Source organism: Hominimerdicola alba, assembly GCF_900112155.1.
GTDB lineage: Bacteria > Bacillota > Clostridia > Oscillospirales > Ruminococcaceae > Hominimerdicola > Hominimerdicola alba_D.
Genome location: NZ_FOKQ01000025.1, coordinates 1 through 19,118, shown reverse-complemented (window position 1 = coordinate 19,118; position 19,118 = coordinate 1). Strand labels below are relative to the sequence as shown.

Here is a 19,118-nt window from a genome sequence, read left to right as displayed (position 1 = left end):
AAGAAAGGTTATTCCCCAGACCCCTTTCCAAAGACTTCTATCATTCATTGTCAAAACCATGTAATAAATCATCACACGTAAATACAACATATAATGATTCCCCTGCAAATTACTAAGCAGCAGTATTCTATAATAAATACTGCTGCTTTTCTATTTGATTGGCTTCATTAAAGTTGTCAACAGGTTAATTCTCTAAAATGTATTAAACAGTATGTATCAAGTATTGATTTGATCTTATCGTAAGTATCATATTTATAGTTTATCTCGACTAATGGTATGTTTTTCTTATTTGCATATTCTTTTTTTCGTCTATCATGTTCTTGCTGCTTTTTTAAATCTTCATCATTATTATCAAACTTTATATCATAATGCTGAGAACCTTGATATTCTATTAACAAAAGTATCTTTCCATCTTTATGAACCGCAAAATCATAAGATAGAGGTTGTCCGCCACACCCTAGCAGATCTGCAAATTTATTCTGATAGATGAATTCAAGACCATTATTATCTAGATAATCTCTAATAAGTTTTTCACCTTTAGAAGCATTGCATAAAGGACAATCATAACTTTTTCTGCGGCTATGGATAACTGCTTCCCATTCGTAACCACATTTCGAGCATTTCCACCATGCTTTTTTGTTTGAACCCTCTGTTACATCAAAAGCTGTCTTTTTCCCATTTTTATACGGATGCCATTGTTTTGCTAGTTCAGGGTTAGTTGTAGCAAGATCATTGATACCTTTCTCCACTTTTTGGTTTGAGCAAATAGGACAACCGCCTCCTTGATTGCGGCTTGAAACTGTTGTTTGCCACTCATGTCCGCATTTTCCTTTCCACCAAACCTTTTTATTTGAATATGCAGCGATAAGCTGTGGTGTCAATTCAGCATTTTTTGTTTTATGGAATTCCAATGCCAAGTCTGGATTAACAGTTGCAAGATCATTTTTGCCGGTTATGGCAACATTTCCTGCACACGCAGGACAGCCATGACCAGTTGTACGAACGTGTACATTTGTCTGCCATTCATAGTCACATATTTTACATCTCCACCATACCTTTTTGTCACATCTTGTAGTCAACTCAGCAGGATCAAGTGTTCCATTTTTGGTAGGATGCCATTCTTCCATCAATTCAGGATACACTACTTTAAGATTATTATCTTTGGTTGCTTTTCTTCCACTACAATATGGGCAACCTTTTCCGCGTGAACGCCCATTGATCCTAGCCTCCCATTCATGACCTTCAGAACAAACCCACCAAACTTTGTCATTACAGTATGGAAGCACTTCGCTTGGTGACTTAGTATTCTTTGTCGGATGCCACTGGGCAGCAAGTTCCTTATTTACAGATGCAAGATCATTTTCTCCTGGTATAGCCCTTTGTCCGGAACAATATGGACATCCAATTCCATCTCTTCTGTGATAAACTCTTGAATGCCATTCGTGTCCTTTGGCACATATCCACCAGATATTTCTGTTAGATCCGGCAGTTACTTTCTGAGGAGTCAGCTCTCCATTTTTAGTAGGATGCCATTGTTTGGCAAGTTCAGGATGTGTTGTAGCAAGATCATTTTCACCAACTATTATTTTAATCATATTATACCCTCACAGACTTAACATACGTCTCATCATCAGCACACAATACCTCAAGCTTGCTGTAATTACATATTGTGTTGTACTGATATAGATTATTCTCAATCTCAGTGATAGGCTTATAGTTGGAACACTGGTCTACCAAAGCGTACATATAATCGGTTATCTCTGAGCGAGCCTGCTCTTTTTTCTCTTCATTCTTTTGTGCAAACCTGTCGGCTAAGTTGCTGCCTGTTTCTGCTGCTCTCCTAAATACAGTGTTCATTCCTTTTGAAGTGACTTGTGCTATCTTCATTACTGTATCATTTGTTTTGTAGACAGCTGCATTTTCTAATATATCTTCAAGTTCATTGCGAAAGCTCGTGACAAGCTCTTTATAGGAATTTCTTGCTTTGTATATCTCGTTGTAAACAAGCTCTAGAAAATCTTTATCCTTGTTATCCGAAAGCACCGTTTCAAGATAGTAAGACATGGCAAACAGATAAACCGAACACCAGTAAAGTGGAAGTTTTGATCCGATATCATCCAGCATTTCGGTAGCTTTTTCATGGAAATTACCCTTATCCGAGCGCAGTGCCTTTATTTCATTGACCTTGTTTTTGACCATTACCGAATAAAAATCTATATCCGCCATGGCTTCTATTCGTATAGGCTGCAGTTGGGTTATCGTTGAAGTTTTTTGAAGTTCGTTGCTACGTATGCTTTCAAGCCCGTTAATAGTCTGCATAATAAACTGTTGTCTGCCCCAGATATGGCTGCGTTTATCGGCTTCAAGGAACTGCCTTATGCCGTCTATCTTTGTATTGATGTCTGATAATTTGCTGTTTATCTGGTTTAGGTAGTATTGCCCTGTGATAGCTGACATAACTGAGAAGATCACACCGACCGCAATAGGAGCAGCTGATAGATTAGTCAGCTTAGCCTGACCAACAATATTATTGTTGACACCGTCTACTACCGTACCATAAAAATGCTTACCATTTGCAGCTTTTTGTAGTTTACCGACTCCATCAATAGTTACTTTATATGCACCTGATCTGCTTGCAGTATGAGCAACCAGCCCCGGTACCTGCTGAAAAGCCATTCCGATATGACCGAAAGCCTCATTAGGTAGCTTTTTATATCCCTGTTTTTGAAGTTCGGCAACGCTTGGCTTTATTGTCATTATTTCTGTATGAATACCTATTGTATCGAGGTATGCTTTTGTTTCTTGTTCTATATTCGGGTTGATCTCATTCATTTAGGCGACCTCCATTTATGATACACATAAAATTACATAAGAGAATTAGCATAACTTTTCCAAAAATTTTCCCTTATGGATTTAAATGCTGATCTATCTATTTCAGAATCCCCTTCTAACTTGTGCCAAATACTATAACTATCTCCTAATCTATGCTCTTCTTGCGTTAGAATGGCTAGAGTTGAATCTGATTTTTGACCTATATGATGAAGATCGTATTTTTTTCCAGTCATATCAAATGGTGCTTTGCCTTCAAGCATTAATTCCAGATTAGTCTTTCCATTAGCTTCTTGAGCTATATAATTAAGATCAATATCTCTGATCAAAGCGGTTTTTCCATTTACCATTTTAGCTGTTAATCCTGCTTTTTCACATATTTCATATTGCTCCATACTGCTGAATTGTTTTATGACATCAAGTGGATATTTCGTGTTTTTTTGTATAGTTGCAGCTTCATTCATTGTTAAACCATTCAAGGTTGCACCTTTAAGTGCTGTTGCCTCTTCAAATCCTCCCGAAACAGCTCCAGATATAGCTCCCCATTTAAATCCTTCGCTCGCATTCAAAGCTGCTGATTTTAAGGCGTTTTCAATATTCCCGGTTTGATATCCTTCGACTATCCCTGAAGCTGTACCACTTATAGCGGCAGACGATAAAGCAAATATAGCAGCGTTTTTTGCAGAAGCAGCAAATATCATGCTTACCGCAGGAGCTCCAGCTCCACCTGATACTACTGAAACGGTTACACATATTAGAATAACACCCGACCCAACAGCAACATTTTTGATTATTTCATCATATGTACCATCATAATCTTCAAATGGTATTACTGTTGTTTGTCCATCATTCCCTAGTGTAAAAACATATTTTGTCCCTTGAAATTGTTGATCGAGTTCATCAAGTTTATAGCCAAAAAAGATATTTGCTTGAGAATTATACTCTAACTCTTCCAAATATTCTTTTGAAATATAGGTTGTTTCAATATTTTGAACGAAGTAATCATCACTGTCCAACTGAGAAACCAACTGTGAATATATAGTGTCTTCTACATATCTATCAAGTTCTGGATCATCCAGAGTTTGAAATCCCAAGGAATTAATATATTCTTCTGAATTTGTATCAATATATGCTATTGACTGGGCTATAGTTTCTTCTTTATATTCTGTATTATTATTTTCAACCGCGATTGTAGTAGTTGTTATCTCATTTGAGTCATTTTCAGAAATTGAAAGCCCACACCCCGTAAGCAAAAGAGTGCATGACAATAAACACGCAAGTATTTTTTTCATAACAACGCCCCCTTATCGCTTTTTCTTTTTTAGTACAACCGCTGCAATCCCTATGATCGTAACTGCGCCTACACCTCCGGCTGCTATCGGAGCTGACGATTTCTGCTTTACTAGCTCTTTTTCAGCTTTTGAAATATTTGCTTCAGAGGTTTCTGACACTTCCGGTTCCGAGCTTATTTCAGAAATGCTTTCTTCTTCGGATGATTCTTCGTTCTTCACAGGCATTATGATCGTTCCGTCATCAGATATCGTTGCACCATCTGTTACAAACTGAGAGATCTGATCTATAGTATACGAAGCGTTTTCGGGATTCATTGATGCTTTTAACACACTATCAGTGCCGACATAAATCTTCTTTTCTATGCTCTTGCCTGTCGAAGGATTTTTGACTTCGATCGTATAGATGCCATCCTCGGTATATTTATCACCGTCTTTTGCTGACTTACTGTATCTGATATCCTCTACATAATGACCATCATTGTTTTTTGTCCATCTTGCCATGGTGACATTGATTTTCAGATAACGTGATCTAGCCATATCAAGATAGAATCCATTTTCTGTGACGGAGCTTTCCGTAAGCTCACTTTTGGTAACAGTATCAAATGGGAATACCATGCAGTTACTGTTTCGTACTTTGAATGTAAAAAACAGACGGTAATCATTTTCTTTATTTCTTAAACTGGAACTATCTTTGATCTTGTAATCGAGCGCAACTTCGTAATCGCCTTCTTCAAAGAGTTTCACCTTAGTATCTGCACTTGGCGAAGTAAGTGCTGCAAGATAATCTGTGTATATAACAGGATCATGTTTAACATTCTGGTAGTCAGTATACCTGATTATCAATGCGCCGTGTTTCATGTTAGTTTTTGCAGTCTGGAAATACTGATCGTATCCGTCTTTGTCTTCAACAATTTTCAGATTTTCATTATTATTGAGCTTTTCTACATTCTGCAGCATATCAAAACTAAGTTCAAGCTTGTCCCCTACGTTTTTCAGAAATATCTGGTCATCTGTTTTATCGGAAAAACCACTTATTTTAAATGTGCCCATTTTCCAGCCGTAGTGAGGATCATCGTCACCGATATTATTGTTTCCTGAATAGCCGTTGTCCTTTCCTGTATTAACAATATCATCAAAATAATACTTCTGAATATTGGTATCGGTGGTTTCTTCCTTAGTTTTATAACCAGCATAAAAACTATATACTTCTGCATGCTTTCTACAATCATTAAAGCCCAAATTACCGTCCAGTATATCAGCCTCGATCTCTTTTTCAAGCTTATATGCTACTATAACACGATAATAACAGCCATTTGTAAGCTGAATATCATTGGTCGTAGCTATATTAATCTGACTGCTTACCGATCCTGTTGACTTTATAAAATCATTCCGAACGGTATTTACAAACCAATGCTCATTATCTAGTGAAGTTTGGAGTATTATCGTACCAGTGCCTATCTTCTCATCAAGCTCAACACTATCTATTTTCTTTTTGCTGTCAGATACGATATACCATTCATTATCTGATGCATCTAAAAGATCTGAACTGTATTCAAATGAAATTGATAAAGCTGTATCGTCTTTAACTTCAAAGCTTTGAATATAATCTTTGGTTGTTTTAGAGACAATTTCTCCGTTTACAATTACCGAACCGATAGCATTTGATTTATTAATAGCGGAATGTGAATTTGAAGATGAGAATTCATAATCGTTCTTCTCATCAAATTCGTATAGTTTTCCGTATATGGTTTCTGAAGAAGATAAAGCTGATACGTTAAATTGAAACGGTAATGATGAAGACAGTATGTTTGCACACGATATTGTAGCCGTTAATAGAAAGTGCATGATTTTTTTCATAGTACGATTCCTCCTTTTGCATAGTATTTATTGTATTAATTATATCATGCAAACAAATTCAAGTCAATATATATAGGTAACTTTATTTTTATTTTAATAAAACTATTAACATCATACAATTTGTTTAGTTTTATCTTGCGTTGTTTACGATAGTGCGATTATTATGATAGTTATGAATAAACTTATTTTCACTAGAAATATTATTGTATCCTATATCGATGAGTACAATTTATTTCCCTATAAGAACAAATTTTCGATAAGCCCTTGACAAGTGCGAACATTCGTGCTATAATCTGCTATACAATCGAACGTATGTGCATATCAAGATTAATCCAAACCGAAAGAAGGCGCATAACAGCAATATATCATTTCAACGTCAAAATGGTCACGCGAACGAGTGGGGGCAGTTGCGTAGCAAGTGCAGCATATATCGCAGGTGAGAAGATAAGGAATGAGCGTGACGGGAAGATCCACGATTACCGCAATAAGCATGAAGTTGTCCATAAGGAGATTCTGCTGCCGAAATCTGCGCCGTCCGAATACAGCAACAGAGCCAAACTCTGGAACGCTGCCGAGTGTGCTGAAAAGCGCAAGAACTCCCAAACAGCTCGAAGTATAAATGCGGCATTACCGCGCGAACTGTCAAGAGGTGATCAGATCGATTTGGTCAGACAGTTCTGTGAGCAGTGTTTCGTGAGCAAAGGAATGTGTTGTGATTTTGCTATCCATGACAAGGGCGACGGAAATCCTCACGTTCATATTCTGCTGACCACCCGCCGCGTGGACAAGAATGGATTCACACAAAAGGAACGTTCATGGAATGACCGCAAGCTTCTGTTGGAGTGGAGAGAGCGTTGGGCGGATTGGTGTAATCATAAACTATATTTCGTTTCAGATGCTCGGGTCGATCATCGAAGTTATAAGGAACAAGGAATTGACCGATTGCCGCAGATACATCTGGGTGTCGAGGTCTGTGCTGTTGAACGCAAGGGCTTTAAGACTGACAAGGGAAACAAGAACAGAAGAATCAGGCGGCGCAATCTTGAAGCTGAGATCGCAGAGCTTGAAAAGGAGATGCGGTCTACTCGTGCTAAGCATAAACAGGAGACGATTGAATATATCGAAGCCAATATCGGGTACAAGGTGTCGGAGGCTTTCGCGATACATGATGAAATGCCTGTGCTGGAACAGTACGAGAAATACTTGCAAAGTCATAATATCCCTAGCGAACTCATTTTCTACAATGAGGATAAATACGAATTGTTTGTTCCGAAATCAGAAAAGGAAAAAGCTATCGGTCTGCTGTCTCAGTTCAGGAAGCAGAACCTTGAAAGGGACGACCAGAGCAATACGCAACAGAAATCTGCGCCACCGAAAAAGCCAAAGCCCCGATTATGACACCAAAGCCACCCTTGTGCCGTATGGCACTAAAGCGGTATCGCTTGCATAAGGGAGAGTCCAGAGAGGGAGTTTTCCCTCTTTGGCGCACTGCAAACTCGGAGAGTTTGTATAAGTGCGCCCTACGGGGTCAGTTAGTTCAAAACGAAGTGAAGAATAAAAACGCAAAAATAACCATTCTGTCAAAACCGCCGTTGTGACGGCTGGTTGCGTATGCATCAGGCGCGTATGCGCCGAACGAAAGGAGAATGCCATTGAGTAACAAGAAACTGACAACAGAAGAAAAGATCGAGAAGTCGAAAGAGTATGAAGATGAGATGACACGGCTGCAAAATAAAATGAAAACCATGCGGGCTGCTAAAAAGAAGCTCGATGCCGAAATTGCCGATGAACTGGAAAAAGCCGAAATGGTAACTGATCAGGCGGTCGGAAAGAAGTTCAGGAGTAAACTGGATGTATCTCTGCCACTGGACAAATATGGTGAGATCATCGATTTCATGTTCATGCATGATGACTGCGTGGAGTTCATATCTGAGGTTATCGAACGGCATAATCTGGAACTAGAAAAGGCAAAAGCTGAAAATAGTGCAGCTACTGAATCTGTCCCCGCTGATGATAACAATAATATTGAGGAAGATGCTGAAACTGCACCTGCGGATGAAGTTGTTCATTCGGACGCAGGCAGCGAATTAGCGTAAAAGATAAATGAAGAAAAGGTAAGGTGAGTCCAATGTAAAAAGATCACTGTTCCCGGGGAATAATACCTAGCCAATCTTTGCACCCGAGAACAGAAATTCAAACTCCGGCATACACTACGTCTGCTGTGCATATATAGATCCTCCTTTCATAATGATTTTTGCCTGTGAATGGGTTTGCCAATCACCCTCTCAAATACAGTGGATAATAGGAGCATGAGTTTGAACAAGAATATAGCTATAGAACATAAGAAGAAACACAAAACACCTGTGCAGAGCGTGACAAAGTTATCCAAGGAAAATCAGAACGAGCTTTTGAAGGCTATGAAGATAGGTTTTTACATGGATTTTCACAGAAAAGGTCTGCTCACCGATGAACAGCTTGAAATGCTTATCGCCATGCAGGACAAGCCTGTTGAAAAGGACGCACAGAAATTGAATTGATCAACAGTATTTTAGAGAGCGAAGGTCTTGACTTTCGCTCTCTACTATGCTAAAATGTATACTGTGCAGGGGAATTTTATTCCCGGAATATTCGGGAGAGGAGGTACAATGTATAAGGAAAACAGCAAAAAGAAAGTAGCGGCATATTGCCGAGTGAGCACGGACAGTTCTGACCAGATACACTCTCTTTCGGCTCAAAGAGCATATTTCACCGAGTACATCAGCGACAACGATAAATGGGAGATGGCCGATGTCTATTATGATGAGGGCATCACCGGAACATCAACCAAGAAACGTGAAGGCTTCAATCGCATGATAGCGGACTGCGAAAAAGGTAAGATCGACACGATACTCACCAAAGAGGTCAGTCGCTTTGCCAGAAATACTGTCGATACCCTGAACTTCACAAGAAAGCTGCAAGAACTCGGAATCAACGTGATATTCATGAATGACGGCATCGACACCAACGATAAGGACGGCGAACTGAGATTGACGCTTATGGCTTCGATCGCTCAGGAAGAATCCCGCAAAACGTCCGAGCGTATCAAATGGTCGATAAAAAGAAACATGGAAAACGGCTTTGTTCTGGGATGCGGGAGAGTTTATGGATTCAGGGTCATAGGTGGAAAACTTGAAGTTGTCCCCGAAGAAGCCGAGATAGTCAAAGAGGTATTCAGAAGTTACGCTTATGACGGCAAGGGCGCAGCTGCGATAGCAAATGATTTGAGAGCAAGAAATATTCCGACACTTAAAAACAAGACATGGGGCTCGCAGAATATATTGAATATGATCGCAAATGAAAAATATGTTGGTGATTTGACACAGCGTAAGAATTACAAGCCAAATATACTATCGGAACATTCAATAGTCAATCGTGGTGATGACCCAGATAATCCTCTTATTACAATTAAAAACCATCATGAGGGCATTGTTTCCCGTGAACTTTGGGACGCAGTTCAGAAAGAACGTCAGAGGCGCAGTGCAAAGAACAAAAGTGGCTCACGTCATTCAAAAGCACACTGGTTCAGCGGATTATGCACCTGCGGGAAGTGCGGTTACAGCTATATTTCAGCTAAATCGTCAAGATTAGGTTTCGGAGCTGTTGCTTGCAGGAATCGACAGCTTTATGGCAAAGAAAAACGTACCGATGTGAACGGTGCGGCTTTAGGCTGTGACAACAGAACGGTGGACGAACGTGTTCTCGCGATTGCTATGAAATCGGTCATGGAAAATATCTACGATATCAGCGAACAACTGAAATCGGAGCTGCTCTCAGAGATTCAATGTATTCAAAAGAGTAATATTACCGATGATATAAGCTCAAAGCAGAACGAGATTTCCAAGCTGAAACAAAAGAAGCTGAAAGCAGTTGATTTAATGCTAGAAGGTCTGCTTGACAAAGATGGTCTGAAAGAGCAGACGGAGTTTTATGATGGCGAGATCGCAAAGCTGAGCGATGAGATTTCAAAACACAAATCTGCCGAGACAGTCTACAACGATCAGATCGAGTCATTAAAAGAAGCAATCCGAAAGATAGAGTTAATATCTGACAGCGATAACAATAACACCGAGCTCTATCGCTCGATGATCGATAATATCATTATCCCCGAATACGGACGTCTGGAAATATTCCTAAAAGGTCTGCCGTTCGGTTTCAAGATCAAATACTCAATCAAAAAAGTGCCAATTGACAAGGTCTATGCGGTTATTATAGACTATTGTGAGTTGGATAGATAAAAGATGGTTTTGACAATGAATGATATTTCTTTTTGGCAGGGGGCAGCTATCTTTAAAAAGTTCACCTAGTACGGTCACTAACTGCACTTTCGAGAAATATCTGCCCCCTGCCAAAAAGAGTTAAAAGTTTTCGGGGAGGAGTTTGAGGAGGACCCTTTTTCAAAAGGGTCTTCCTCAATAAGTTCCGCAGTTCGTAGGATAAATTATCGTTTATAGCAATATACAGCCGAATTGGGATATTCCTATTTTCCTACGCAGAATTTTGAGAATACTTCGGCAACCACTGCTTCGGTGGCTTTTTCGCCTGTAAGTTCAAGCAGAGAATCTGCGGCGAAGTCAATCATCACCGTTACAGCGTCGAGAGTTTCGCCCATATCAAGGGCTTCGAGCGCCGTGCTCAGATTTTCGTGCGCTTTGTCAAGACAGCTTTTCTGTCTTTCGTTGGCGAATATCGTGCTGTTCACATCGTAATTTTCGGGTGTGAATATCTTTTCCACCGCCGCCTGTATTTGCGACCTGTCATCGAGATTTTTAGCGGATATGCACACGATGTTTTCGCTGTATCCCCTGAAAAAGCTTTCGTCAACAGCGCTTTCAAGGTCGGATTTGTTCAGCACGATAAGGCTTCTCTTGCGTGATGCCTTGACCTTTTCAAGCAGGGCAATATCGTCCTCATCGGGTTTAACAGAAGTATCAAAGACCTCGATAACGAACATACACTCATCAAGGCGCTTTTCAGCCATTTCAACGCCTATCTTCTCCACCTTGTCTTCGGTGTCGCGTATGCCCGCTGTATCAGAAAGTTTGAATACCAGTTCGCCCAGCCTTGCGCTTTCTTCGATAACATCACGGGTAGTGCCCGCAACATCGGTTACGATAGAACGGTCATAGCCAAGCAGAAGATTCATCAGGGTCGATTTGCCAACATTCGGCTTGCCTGCTATGACAGTATCTATTCCCTGCTTTATCAGCATACCGTTGTCGTGATCTGCGATAAGCTTGCCTGTGACAGCCAGCGCGTTTTTTATGCTTTCGCGGAGGGCTGTTTCCTCAACTGCGGGGAGGTCTTCCTCGGGATAATCCACCCATGCCGCAAGCTCACCCAGAAGCTTTACAAGTTCGCCTGTGACTTTGTGTATCTGCCCGAAAAGACTGCCCTGCCTTGTGAGGTTCGCAGAAGCAAGAGCGTATTCGCCCTGTGCCGCTATGGTATCCATCACAGCCTCAGCCTGTGTAAGTGAAAGCTTGCCGTTGAGCATAGCACGCTTTGTGAATTCGCCTGCCTGTGCAGGCTCACAGCCGTTTTCAAGACAAAGTCTCAGCACCTTTTTGGTAACATATATACCGCCGTGGCAGGATATCTCGCAGACATCTTCACCCGTGTAGGAATGTGGCGCACGGAAAACCGTCAGCACGCCGTCATCCACAGTCTTTTCGCCGTCGCGTATCTGACCGTAGGCACAGGTGTAGCCCTGCATTTTTTCAACACTCTCACAGGTGAAAGGTTTGAAAACTTTAGCCGCGCACTCAAAAGCGTCCTCGCCGCTTATCCTTATAACAGATATACCACCCTCTGCAAGGGGGGTAGATATAGCACATACAGTTGACATATTGTCACTCCTTTGAAATCGTTTCTATTGGGTGCGGGCTACTTTATAGTCTCCAGATATACCAGCAGAACATTTATATCCGCAGGATTCACACCGCTGATACGGCTTGCCTGTCCTACGGAGAGAGGACGTATCTTCGCCAGCTTTTCAGCGGCTTCAAGGCGCAGTGAGCCTACCTTTGAATAATCTATATCCTCGGGTATCTTTTTGTTTTCAAGCTTTCGCATAGCCGCTACCTGCTCCAGCTGTATCTTGATATAGCCCTCGTACTTTATCATCAGCTCCACCTGCTCGCATACATCATCGGGCAGTTCGGGGCGCTCAGGGTCGATGAATGCAAGACCCTTGTAAGTCAGCTGAGGTCTGCGGATAAGCTGTGCCAGCTTTATGCCGTTGTTTATGGGGTCTGTGCCCTGTGAAACGAGATACTCGTTCAGCTTTTCGGAGGGCGCAGTGTTTATCGCCGAGATACGCTTTATCTCAGCTTCTATCTGCTCTTTCTTTTTCAGGAAAGTCGCATACCTCTCATCATCGATAAGACCTACCCTGTGACCTGTATCCGTAAGTCTCAGGTCGGCGTTGTCCTGCCTCAGCAGAAGTCTGTACTCGCTTCGGCTGGTAAGCATACGATAAGGGTCGGATACTCCCTTGGTACAGAGATCATCCACCAGTGTGCCGATGTAGCTGCTGGCTCTGTCCAGTACCATAGGCTCTTCGCCTTTCAGCTTCAGCGCGGCATTTATGCCCGCCACAAGACCCTGTGCCGCCGCTTCCTCATATCCCGATGTGCCGTTGAACTGTCCTGCACCGTATATCCCGTGGAATTCCTTGAATTCAAGGGTAGGCAGAAGATCGTTGGGGTCACAGCAGTCGTATTCGATAGCATAAGCGTTACGCATTATCTCCACATTTTCAAGACCCTCGATAGTCCGCAGGAATTTCAGCTGAACATCAACAGGCAGTGAAGAACTCATGCCCTGAAGATAGTATTCCTCGGTATCAAGACCCATTGGCTCGATAAACAGCTGATGTCTGGGCTTGTCCGAGAATCTCATTATCTTGTCCTCGATGGAAGGACAGTATCTGGGACCTATAGCGTGTATCCTGCCCGAATATATGGGTGAAAGATGGATATTATCGGTTATGACCTTGTGAGTTTCAGCATTGGTGTAGCCCACATAGCAGTCAACTTTATTTTCGATATCGCCGCTGTTGGTGAATGAGAAAGGTGTGATATCATCATCGCCGTGCTGTACTTCAAGCTTTGAAAAATCGATGGAGCGCTTGTGTACTCTGGCGGGAGTGCCTGTTTTGAAGCGGCGTAGGTTCATACCAGCAGCTTTCAGACTGTCGGAGAGCTTTCTTGCAGGAAGTACCGAATCAGGGCCGCTGGGATAGGTGGTAGTACCTACGTGTATCTCGCCGTTAAGGTAAGTGCCGCTGGCGATAATTACCGCCTTGCAGCCATATTCAACACCCAGATGTGTACGCACACCGCGGACAGTTCTGCCGTCATCTTCAAACAGTACATCGGTTATCTCAGCCTGTTTCAGGAAAAGTCCCTCGGTGTCCTCGATGGTCTTTTTCATAAGGCGGTGATAAGCCACACGGTCTATCTGCGCACGCAGGCTGTGTACCGCAGGGCCTTTGCCGCGGTTCAGCATACGGCTCTGGATAAGGGTCTTGTCTGCCGCCTTGCCCATCTCGCCGCCTAGAGCGTCTATCTCGCGCACAAGATGACCCTTTGCAGTACCGCCTATCGACGGATTGCAGGGCATATTGGCAACAGCGTCCAGCGTTATGGTGAACAATGCAGTTTTAAGACCAAGTTTTGCCCCTGCCAGCGCAGCCTCACAGCCCGCATGACCTGCGCCAATAACTATGATATCAAAATTTTCCATACGGTCTGCTCCTTCTCAAAAAACTCGCCGCACCACATAAAGGTGCGGCGAAGATACGGTTCTTCCGTGTATACATTACCCTAATCGTGCTGAGCTTTCAGCAGTTTTTTATTCAGCTTTGCTATCTTTTTCTGCAAGTCCTTTATCTGCCGTTCTTTGGAAAACAGGGTATTCTGATAGCTTATCACTTCTTCTCTCAGCCGAAAAATATCTTTGTCCTTATTATCGAGCATAGAGCGGTATCTGCGGCAGATGCCTGCGTATTCAAGGCACATCCTGTCGTAATTTTCGCACATTATCTCACTGCGTTCTTTCGGAGTATTTACTTTTCCGAAAGCGTCTGTATCAACATTTTTTAGTTCGCTCATGCTTCCATTTTCCTATAAATATCTGTGTCGGAGATGATACAGCAAACGCATCTCCCCGCCCTGCGGACGGAGAAAGTGCGCATAATTATTATTACTTTGTGGGAACCAGCTTGTCCTTGCCGCCCATGTACATTCTCAGGGGTTCGGGGATAGATACTGTGCCGTCGCCGTTGAGATTGTTCTCCAGGAAAGCTATCAGCATTCTGGGAGGAGCAACAACGGTATTGTTAAGGGTGTGAGCAAAGTACTTGCTGCCGTCCTCGCCCTTTACTCTTATCTGGAGTCTTCTTGCCTGAGCATCGCCCAGATTAGAGCAGGAACCTACCTCGAAGTACTTCTTCTGTCTGGGGCTCCAAGCTTCAACGTCGCAGCTCTTTACCTTCAGGTCAGCCAGGTCGCCCGAGCAGCACTCGAGAGTACGTACAGGGATATCCAGTGAACGGAAGAAGTCAACAGAGTTCTGCCACAGCTTGTCATACCAGGTCTTGCTGTCTTCAGGCTTGCAGACAACGATCATTTCCTGCTTCTCGAACTGGTGTATACGGTACACACCTCTCTCCTCGATGCCGTGTGCGCCTACCTCTTTACGGAAGCAAGGGGAATAGCTGGTGAGGGTCTGGGGCAGGGTAGCCTCAGGCAGAGTTGTCTTGATGAACTTGCCTATCATTGAGTGCTCGGAAGTACCGATCAGGTACAGATCCTCGCCCTCGATCTTGTACATCATGTTCTCCATCTCAGCGAAGCTCATAACGCCTGTAACAACGCTGGATCTTATCATGAAAGGAGGTACATAGTAGGTGAATCCTCTGTCGATCATGAAATCTCTTGCATAGGAGAGTATAGCAGAGTGAAGTCTTGCGATATCGCCCTTGAGGTAGTAGAAACCGTTACCCGATGTCTCTCTTGCAGCGTCAAGATCGATGCCGTCGAATGACTCCATGATATCAACATGGTAGGAAACTTCAAAATCGGGAACAACAGGCTCGCCGAACTTCTCTATCTCAACATTCTCGCTGTCGTCCTTGCCTATGGGCACGCTGTCATCGATGATATTGGGGATGACCAGCATTCTCTCGCGGATCTTAGCTTCCAGCTCTTCTTCCTTGACTTCCAGATCAGCCAGTTCCTTAGCCATAGCATTGACCTCAGCCTTAACAGCCTCAGCCTCTTCCTTCTGACCCTTGCCCATCAGAGCGCCTATCTGCTTGCTCTTGACGTTTCTCTGGTTTCTCAGTTCGTCTGCCTTGGTGCGTGCAGCTCTGTATTCCTTATCAAATTCAGCGACCTCATCTACCATAACGAGCTTTTCGTCCTGGAACTTCTTTTTGATGTTCTCCTTGACGAGATCGGGGTTAGTTCTTATAAGCTTGATATCTATCATATCTATTACTCCTCACCTGGGGCTTCCGCCCAAAATTTATCAACTTATAGTGTACCATTTATTATAGGTTTTGTCAAGTCCCGAAGACTGTGGCTTTCAATAAATGCTTAGTAACCGCCGATATTGATTTCACAAAAACAGAGTACAGCAGGTTTATATTATTGTTAAAAACGCCTAAATTTGTCTTAAAATAGAAAAAGTTGTGAAAAGCCCTTGAAACTTTGGGCGAAAATGTTGTATAATACTTGGGAGTAGACTTCTGTTTTATAATAATGTATGGGAAGTCGGAAAGGAGCAGACGATGGAACGGGACGACGAGCTTGATATCCATGATGAAAATTCAGAAAATGACAACGATCTCGGAGACGCTGCAGAGCTTGTAAAGGCAGCTGAACTTAATGTTACTGACGATACCGAAGATAATACCGAGTATACCAAGTCGGATGAGGAATATGCCGAAGAGTATGCTGACGATGTCTATATCGAAAATGTTCCCGAAACAGACGATGATGAACCTCTGCCCGATGATGATGAAGACGTCGGAGAGAATGCTGCGCCCAAGAGCAAGCGCAGTGTGTTCAGACCTGTGCTGTTTGCTATAATTGTGTGCTTCTGTGTCATAGCAGCAGTGGATATGATGTCTCAGCAGAATGAGATAGAGCAGCTGCGGCAGGAAACTGTCATGATGACCGGCAAGATAGAAGAAACAAAGCAGAAGAACGACGAGTATACCGCTCTGCTTGAAGCGGACGAAGACGAGTTCATGGAGAGAGTGGCTGTTGAACAGCTGGGTTATTCTTACCCCAATGAAAGACGCTACTATATAGTGAACAAGTCGGAATAAGTTATCCATAATGAAATATTGCAAACGGCATGGTACGGTATCCGTTGGGTACGAAAATATGCCGTTTGTACAAATAAATAAAAATAAAGTGAGGAAGTAAAATCCAGATGCAGCTTGAAGTAGGAAAGATCTATGAAGGAAAAGTAACCGGTATCACAAAGTTCGGCGCTTTTGTTGAGCTTGACAAGGATACCACCGGCATGGTACATATCTCCGAGGTGGCTAACACCTTCGTAAGCGAAATAAAGGACCATCTGCAGGAGGGTCAGTCTGTCAAGGTTAAGGTGCTGAGCATGGGCGAGGACGGCAAGATATCTCTGTCCATAAAGAAAGCACAGCCCGCTCCCCCGAAGAAAATGGGCGATAAGGGCGGCAGACCTATGGGCGGAAATAATAACCGCGGCGGTCAGGGCAGACCTCAGGGCGGTTTCAGACCCCGCCGAGATGACAGACCTCCTCAGGACTTCAGCAAGAACCCGCCTCCGATATACGACCCCAACCAGAAATCCGGCAATGCGGATTTTGAAGATATGCTCAGTAAGTTCAAAGCGTCAAGCGACGAGAAGTTCTCCGATCTCAAAAAGATCACCGATAACAAGAGACGTTCACCCTCTCGCAGAAAGTAATTACGGAGTCAGGCTATGGATAAATTCAAAAAGACCTTTGCATTTTTGTTCTTTGTGATATCAGGCATAATCCTCGGAGGCTTTCTCGCTGAGGTATGCCAGAATATACCCTATTTCAACTGGATGTCATGGGGCAAGGACATAGGTATTGAGAACTGGAATGTTGATCTGTATGTTATCAGATTCCATATCGGATTTATGATACGCGCTACACTTTCACAGATGGTAACTATATCTCTGGCGCTCGTACTCTTCTCTAAGATCGGCAAGAACTTATGAGAAAATTCGTCAGAGCCCTGCTTGCAGGACTTTCAGCCGCTGTCATGCTGGGCAGCTGCGGAGAACCCGAGGATAAGGCGGGCGGTCTGCTGGTAAAGCAGGCGCGGGAAGATTATGCTTCTCTTAACAGCGCTAAGGTGACTATGACAGATATGAACTCTGGTGAGGAAGAACAGTGCTTCACCTTTAAATACGATGAAAAGGACACGCTGATCTTTTCCTATTACGGCAAAAGCGATAACAGCGAGTACGCACAGTTCAATAACGGACTGGAATGTTTCACCTACGAAAACGGCGAAGTGAAATATTCTGTCAAAGGCGACTCGGATTTTGTCAGGTATACAAGAAAGATGCCCCACCCCCAGGCGGACGAGGGTCTGCTGATATATACCCCAAAGAATATAACCTCGGCAAAAGAGGAAACTATCGACGGCGGTATAAAAGTCACCCACGTCTACGATGCGCAGAAGATAGGCGCAAAAGTTGAAAAAGGCGAGGTCACAGGGTTTACAGCAGAGTATTACTTCGATGCCGACGGTAAACTGGAATACTTCACAGAGACCACCACAGCCGAAACTGACGGCAAAGAACAGACCTACGCATACAGGGTCGATATAACCGAAAAAAACAGTGTTGGTACTGTTGAAAACACTGTAAAGCAATTTATGAACGATAAGGCGGGCTGATATACTATAGTTCCCGCCTGTTTTTTATAGGGAGATAACAATGGTAGTAAATTTTACAGAAGAGATACACGGAATAAAATTCAGATTTTCATCGGAAATAGCTCTGCGTCCATTTGTTGAACCTCTGCTTGAAGCGATAGAACATATCCCCGCAGAAAGGATAAAGGACGGTTTCAGGATAAGGGCAGGATTTTCCACATTCCTGCTGAGCGAGCATAACGGCGGTTTCGATATAGCCGCCCCCGATTTCACCGATGACCCACTCACCGCACTTAACACAGACCTTACCACAGCCCTTGAGATACAGTACAGACAGGTGCTTCTGCTGAAAAAACTTGGCGTTATGGGTGACGCTGTGCATTTCTACGATAAGATGGCAGTGGCGAAAGGCGCACTTGAAAAAGATAACCTTGTGATGACCCGCTTCAAGGAGATGGGTTCGTCAGGTTGGCAGCTGAACAGCTATTCTTACGACGAAAAAGGCAAAGCGGAGATAGATGATGCAACGGTATTCGAGCCTGTGTTTGTTTATAAGCTGATGGTAAAAAGACCCGAATTGCTGGACTTTATGTGTCTGCCCTATGGGTATACAGCAGTGTTCAGGGGGGAAGACCTGGCAGAGCTGTTTGATGATGAAGGAGAGAGCCTGATATATAATTCGTAGCAACAGCAAACAAGCGGGAACTGTCAAGGAAGAGAGCTTTGGCAGCATCCACCAAATCTCAACATCTTTCCACTTTCTTTATGAACACTCCCCCCTTAAAAAATAAGCTATACTATTGACAGTTCGTTAAATTTCTGATATAATCATTCTAGGTGTTTATAGCCATTTAAGAGAATAATACCGGATAATGGAGCTTCCTGTAACCAAACAAATCAAGGGGTTGCAAAAAAGAACACCTCAGTGTAGAATGTAAATACTGACGATGCGAAAGTTAGTAATACAAACTACAGAAAGGTGTCCTCTATATGTATTATACACAAAATGAAAAGATTTTGCAAGTAGGAGAAGAAAAAATAATTGTCGGGATCGATGTAGGCAGCGAAAAGCACTATGCCAGAGCATTTGACTGGAGAGGGATGGAGTATTCAAAGAAGGCCTATGTGTTCACAAATGACGCAGAAGGATTCGCAGGCTTTTTTGAATGGATCACCGGGATCATGGAAAAGA

At 42.9% G+C, this 19,118-nt stretch carries 17 protein-coding genes and 1 pseudogene; 10 read left to right on the top strand and 8 right to left on the bottom strand.

Going from position 1 to position 19,118, the window contains the following annotated elements:
- Positions 1 to 176: 176 nt before the first annotated feature.
- From BM265_RS13170 to BM265_RS13155, 4 genes are read right to left on the bottom strand one after another with little or no spacing between them, the layout of a single operon-like run.
- Positions 177 to 1,595 carry a zinc-ribbon domain-containing protein gene (locus tag BM265_RS13170; RefSeq protein WP_074962279.1) on the bottom strand — a complete coding sequence of 473 codons (1,419 nt, stop codon included), beginning with the start codon at positions 1,593 to 1,595 and terminating at the stop codon, positions 177 to 179.
- 1 nt (position 1,596) lies between these two features.
- Positions 1,597 to 2,832 carry a hypothetical protein gene (locus tag BM265_RS13165; protein WP_074962278.1) on the bottom strand — a complete coding sequence of 412 codons (1,236 nt, stop codon included), beginning with the start codon at positions 2,830 to 2,832 and terminating at the stop codon, positions 1,597 to 1,599.
- Positions 2,833 to 2,864: 32 nt separating this feature from the next.
- Positions 2,865 to 4,121 (bottom strand): HNH/ENDO VII family nuclease, encoded by a 1,257-nt coding sequence (locus tag BM265_RS13160; protein ID WP_074962277.1) that lies wholly within the window; start codon positions 4,119 to 4,121, stop codon positions 2,865 to 2,867.
- A gap of 12 nt (positions 4,122 to 4,133) precedes the next feature.
- Positions 4,134 to 5,978 (bottom strand): hypothetical protein, encoded by a 1,845-nt coding sequence (locus BM265_RS13155; RefSeq protein ID WP_074962276.1) that lies wholly within the window; start codon positions 5,976 to 5,978, stop codon positions 4,134 to 4,136.
- Between the two features lie 312 nt (positions 5,979 to 6,290).
- Between BM265_RS13155 and mobQ the strand changes: the two genes are divergently transcribed.
- From mobQ to BM265_RS13135, 4 genes are all read left to right on the top strand, one after another.
- Positions 6,291 to 7,376: a MobQ family relaxase gene (mobQ, locus tag BM265_RS13150; RefSeq protein ID WP_081358467.1), complete on the top strand. Its 1,086-nt coding sequence runs from the start codon at positions 6,291 to 6,293 to the stop codon at positions 7,374 to 7,376.
- A gap of 254 nt (positions 7,377 to 7,630) precedes the next feature.
- Complete coding sequence (locus BM265_RS13145) at positions 7,631 to 8,074, top strand: hypothetical protein (protein ID WP_074962274.1); 444 nt, start codon at positions 7,631 to 7,633, stop codon at positions 8,072 to 8,074.
- Between the two features lie 219 nt (positions 8,075 to 8,293).
- Positions 8,294 to 8,515, top strand: coding sequence for a hypothetical protein (locus tag BM265_RS13140; RefSeq protein WP_074962273.1), 222 nt, complete (start codon positions 8,294 to 8,296; stop codon positions 8,513 to 8,515).
- 108 nt (positions 8,516 to 8,623) lie between these two features.
- Positions 8,624 to 10,252 carry a recombinase family protein gene (locus BM265_RS13135; protein WP_074962272.1) on the top strand — a complete coding sequence of 543 codons (1,629 nt, stop codon included), beginning with the start codon at positions 8,624 to 8,626 and terminating at the stop codon, positions 10,250 to 10,252.
- A 242-nt stretch (positions 10,253 to 10,494) separates the two neighbouring features.
- Here the strand turns inward: BM265_RS13135 and mnmE are convergent, their stop codons facing one another.
- The 4 genes from mnmE to serS all read right to left on the bottom strand — a co-directional run bounded on the left by mnmE (position 10,495) and on the right by serS (position 15,512).
- Positions 10,495 to 11,862: a tRNA uridine-5-carboxymethylaminomethyl(34) synthesis GTPase MnmE gene (gene mnmE / locus BM265_RS13130; RefSeq protein WP_074962271.1), complete on the bottom strand. Its 1,368-nt coding sequence runs from the start codon at positions 11,860 to 11,862 to the stop codon at positions 10,495 to 10,497.
- A gap of 38 nt (positions 11,863 to 11,900) precedes the next feature.
- Entirely contained in the window at positions 11,901 to 13,763 is a 1,863-nt protein-coding gene (gene mnmG, locus BM265_RS13125) for a tRNA uridine-5-carboxymethylaminomethyl(34) synthesis enzyme MnmG (RefSeq protein WP_074962270.1), read from the bottom strand.
- Positions 13,764 to 13,843: 80 nt separating this feature from the next.
- A complete protein-coding gene (locus BM265_RS13120) occupies positions 13,844 to 14,131 on the bottom strand; it encodes a hypothetical protein (protein ID WP_074962269.1) in 288 nt (95 codons plus the stop codon).
- Between the two features lie 91 nt (positions 14,132 to 14,222).
- Positions 14,223 to 15,512, bottom strand: coding sequence for a serine--tRNA ligase (gene serS / locus BM265_RS13115; protein ID WP_074962268.1), 1,290 nt, complete (start codon positions 15,510 to 15,512; stop codon positions 14,223 to 14,225).
- 301 nt (positions 15,513 to 15,813) lie between these two features.
- On the opposite strand from serS, the gene BM265_RS13110 reads away from it, so the two are divergent.
- From BM265_RS13110 to BM265_RS13085, 6 genes and pseudogenes are all read left to right on the top strand, one after another.
- On the top strand, positions 15,814 to 16,356 hold the full coding sequence (locus BM265_RS13110; RefSeq protein WP_074962267.1) for an FtsB family cell division protein: 543 nt from the start codon (positions 15,814 to 15,816) through the stop codon (positions 16,354 to 16,356).
- A 107-nt stretch (positions 16,357 to 16,463) separates the two neighbouring features.
- Complete coding sequence (locus tag BM265_RS13105; RefSeq protein WP_074962266.1) at positions 16,464 to 16,982, top strand: S1 RNA-binding domain-containing protein; 519 nt, start codon at positions 16,464 to 16,466, stop codon at positions 16,980 to 16,982.
- Between the two features lie 15 nt (positions 16,983 to 16,997).
- Positions 16,998 to 17,261, top strand: coding sequence for a DUF4321 domain-containing protein (locus tag BM265_RS13100; protein WP_074829137.1), 264 nt, complete (start codon positions 16,998 to 17,000; stop codon positions 17,259 to 17,261).
- Entirely contained in the window at positions 17,258 to 17,947 is a 690-nt protein-coding gene (locus BM265_RS13095) for a hypothetical protein (protein WP_074962265.1), read from the top strand. Before BM265_RS13100 ends, BM265_RS13095 begins: the two co-directional genes overlap by 4 nt.
- Positions 17,948 to 17,987: 40 nt before the next feature.
- Positions 17,988 to 18,611, top strand: coding sequence for an immunity protein Imm33 domain-containing protein (locus tag BM265_RS13090; RefSeq protein ID WP_074962264.1), 624 nt, complete (start codon positions 17,988 to 17,990; stop codon positions 18,609 to 18,611).
- A 305-nt stretch (positions 18,612 to 18,916) separates the two neighbouring features.
- A pseudogene (locus tag BM265_RS13085) lies at positions 18,917 to 19,118 on the top strand (IS110 family transposase); the annotation flags it as partial.

Excerpts from the sequence above, each read along its gene's own strand:
- mnmE (WP_074962271.1), bottom strand. The coding sequence starts at position 11,862 with ATGTCAACTGTATGTGCTATATCTACCCCCCTTGCAGAGGGTGGTATA.
- mnmG (WP_074962270.1), bottom strand. The coding sequence starts at position 13,763 with ATGGAAAATTTTGATATCATAGTTATTGGCGCAGGTCATGCGGGCTGT.
- BM265_RS13110 (WP_074962267.1), top strand. The coding sequence starts at position 15,814 with ATGGAACGGGACGACGAGCTTGATATCCATGATGAAAATTCAGAAAAT.
- BM265_RS13160 (WP_074962277.1), bottom strand. The coding sequence starts at position 4,121 with ATGAAAAAAATACTTGCGTGTTTATTGTCATGCACTCTTTTGCTTACG.
- BM265_RS13120 (WP_074962269.1), bottom strand. The coding sequence starts at position 14,131 with ATGAGCGAACTAAAAAATGTTGATACAGACGCTTTCGGAAAAGTAAAT.
- BM265_RS13090 (WP_074962264.1), top strand. The coding sequence starts at position 17,988 with ATGGTAGTAAATTTTACAGAAGAGATACACGGAATAAAATTCAGATTT.
- BM265_RS13165 (WP_074962278.1), bottom strand. The coding sequence starts at position 2,832 with ATGAATGAGATCAACCCGAATATAGAACAAGAAACAAAAGCATACCTC.
- BM265_RS13170 (WP_074962279.1), bottom strand. The coding sequence starts at position 1,595 with ATGATTAAAATAATAGTTGGTGAAAATGATCTTGCTACAACACATCCT.
- BM265_RS13155 (WP_074962276.1), bottom strand. The coding sequence starts at position 5,978 with ATGAAAAAAATCATGCACTTTCTATTAACGGCTACAATATCGTGTGCA.
- mobQ (WP_081358467.1), top strand. The coding sequence starts at position 6,291 with ATGTGCATATCAAGATTAATCCAAACCGAAAGAAGGCGCATAACAGCA.
- BM265_RS13095 (WP_074962265.1), top strand. The coding sequence starts at position 17,258 with ATGAGAAAATTCGTCAGAGCCCTGCTTGCAGGACTTTCAGCCGCTGTC.
- BM265_RS13105 (WP_074962266.1), top strand. The coding sequence starts at position 16,464 with ATGCAGCTTGAAGTAGGAAAGATCTATGAAGGAAAAGTAACCGGTATC.
- BM265_RS13100 (WP_074829137.1), top strand. The coding sequence starts at position 16,998 with ATGGATAAATTCAAAAAGACCTTTGCATTTTTGTTCTTTGTGATATCA.
- BM265_RS13135 (WP_074962272.1), top strand. The coding sequence starts at position 8,624 with ATGTATAAGGAAAACAGCAAAAAGAAAGTAGCGGCATATTGCCGAGTG.
- serS (WP_074962268.1), bottom strand. The coding sequence starts at position 15,512 with ATGATAGATATCAAGCTTATAAGAACTAACCCCGATCTCGTCAAGGAG.